Annotated in this window: 2 protein-coding genes; one reads left to right on the top strand and one right to left on the bottom strand. The window is 69.9% G+C overall.

What is annotated here, in order from left to right; translation table 11 throughout:
- A partial coding sequence (locus tag BMZ82_RS39020) for an NAD(P)-dependent alcohol dehydrogenase (protein WP_093782110.1) occupies positions 1-843 on the bottom strand: 843 nt, incomplete at its 3' end.
- Between the two features lie 175 nt (positions 844-1,018).
- Here BMZ82_RS39020 and BMZ82_RS39015 point away from each other — a divergent pair.
- Positions 1,019-1,918 carry a helix-turn-helix domain-containing protein gene (locus tag BMZ82_RS39015; RefSeq protein WP_093782109.1) on the top strand — a complete coding sequence of 300 codons (900 nt, stop codon included), beginning with the start codon at positions 1,019-1,021 and terminating at the stop codon, positions 1,916-1,918.
- Positions 1,919-2,023: the final 105 nt, after the last annotated feature.

The following is a 2,023-nucleotide window of genomic DNA, read 5'->3' as shown; positions in this document are numbered from 1 at the left end:
CACCGAGAACAGGTTGAGGTTGACGGGCTCCTCGGGCGCGCCGACGTTCACGAACGCGCCGTCCGTCTTCAGCAGGGACAGGTAGGCGTCCAGGTCCAGCGGGACGGAAACCGTCGACAGGATGAGGTCGAAGGTGCCCTTCAGCTCCGTGAACGTGCTCTCGTCGCTGGTGGCGTAGTAGTGCGTGGCGCCCAGCTTCAGGCCGTCGTCCTTCTTGCGCAGCGACTGGGACAGCACGGTCACCTCGGCGCCGAGCGCGTGCGCGATCTTGACGCCCATGTGGCCGAGGCCGCCCATGCCGAGGACCGCGACCTTCTTGCCGGGGCCGGCGTTCCAGTGCTTCAGCGGGGAGTACGTGGTGATGCCGGCGCACAGCAGCGGCGCGGCGACGTCGAGCGAGAGGCCGTCGGGGATGCGGACGACGTAGTTCTCGTCCACGACGATCTTCTGCGCGTAGCCGCCGTAGGTGGGCTCGCCGTCCTTGCCGACGGCGTTGTACGTGCCGACGCTGCCGCCGGTGCAGTACTGCTCGAGGCCGGCCTTGCAGTTGTCGCACTCACGGCAGGAGTCGACGAGGCAGCCGACGCCGACGCGGTCGCCGACGGCGTACTTGGTGACGCCGGGGCCGACCTCGGAGACGACGCCCGCGATCTCGTGGCCGGGGACCATCGGGAAGATCGCCTCGCCCCAGCCTTCGCGGGCCTGGTGGATGTCGGAGTGGCAGATGCCGGCGAACTCGATGTCGATCAGGACGTCGAACTCGCGCACCGGTCGGCGCTCGATCGTCGTGCGCTCCAGCGGAGCCTTGGCGGCGGGTGCGGCGTACGCGGCAACGGTGGTCATGCCGGGGTCTCCTAGCGGGGGGTTTGGTAGTCCCGGCCTGCCTTCGGGCCGGGTGCTGCGGTCCAGCCTGCCCCATCGCGCGCGAATCACCCAGGTCACGCCTCTGCGTACGTCCGCTGTGCCTACCACTGGCGGGGTCAGGCTGCTGGACGTACGACCGGGAATACTGGACGGCATGGACGTGTACCCCGAACCCGCCGGCACCTCCCTGGACCGGCGCGCCGAGCTCAGCGAGTTCCTGCGCACCCGGCGGGCCCGGCTGAAGCCGCAGGACGTGGGGCTGCCGGACTTCGGGCGGCACCGCAGGGTGCCGGGGCTGCGGCGCGAGGAGCTGGCGCAGTTGGCCGGGGTGTCGGTGGCGTACTACACGCGCCTGGAGCAGGGCAACGGGCGGAACGTGTCGGCGGAGGTGCTGGACTCGATCGCGCGGGCGCTGCGGCTGACGGACGCCGAGCACGCGCACCTGACGCATCTGGCGAAGCCGAAGCACAAGAAGAAGCAGACGGCCCGGCCCCAGCAGGCGCGGACCTCGCTGCAACATCTGCTGACCTCGATGGAGTCGGTGCCGGCGTACATCGTCGGGCGGCGTACGGAGATCCTGGCGTGGAACCGGATGGCGGCGGCCGTCTTCGGCGACTGGGCGGAACTGCCGGTCGCGGAGCGCAACTGGGCCCGGCTGGTCTTCCTGCGGCCCGACTACCACGACCTGTTCGTGGACTGGGAGCAGAAGGCCATCGACATCGTCTGCGTCCTGCGGATGGACGCGGGCTGCTATCCGGACGACCCCCGGCTGTCGGCGCTGGTGGGCGAACTGTCGGTGAAGAGCGAGGACTTCCGCCGGCTGTGGGCCACGCACGACGTCAAGGAGAAGAGCCACGGCGTGAAGCACCTACGCCATCCCCTGGTCGGCGAACTCTCCCTGAACTTCGAGGGGTTCAGACTCGTGGGCGACACCGAACAGACGATGGTGACCTATCACGCGGAGCCTGCCTCCGCGTCGGCGGAGGCGCTACGACTCCTCGCAAGCTGGGGCGCTGACGCTACTCGGGCCGGGTATCAGGCGCCGTCTGTGTGAACGCACCCTTGGCTGGTGGCGGCCTCGCCCCTGGGGGCTGCCGCCCCCAGACCCCCGCTGTCGGCCCTTAAGGGGCCTCGTCCTCAGACGCCGGACGGGCTGAAA

The sequence above is a fragment of the Streptomyces sp. yr375 genome, assembly GCF_900110755.1.
Taxonomy (GTDB): domain Bacteria; phylum Actinomycetota; class Actinomycetes; order Streptomycetales; family Streptomycetaceae; genus Streptomyces.
Note: the sequence above shows the minus strand (reverse complement) of the source record. Positions and strands in the feature narration are given on the sequence as shown.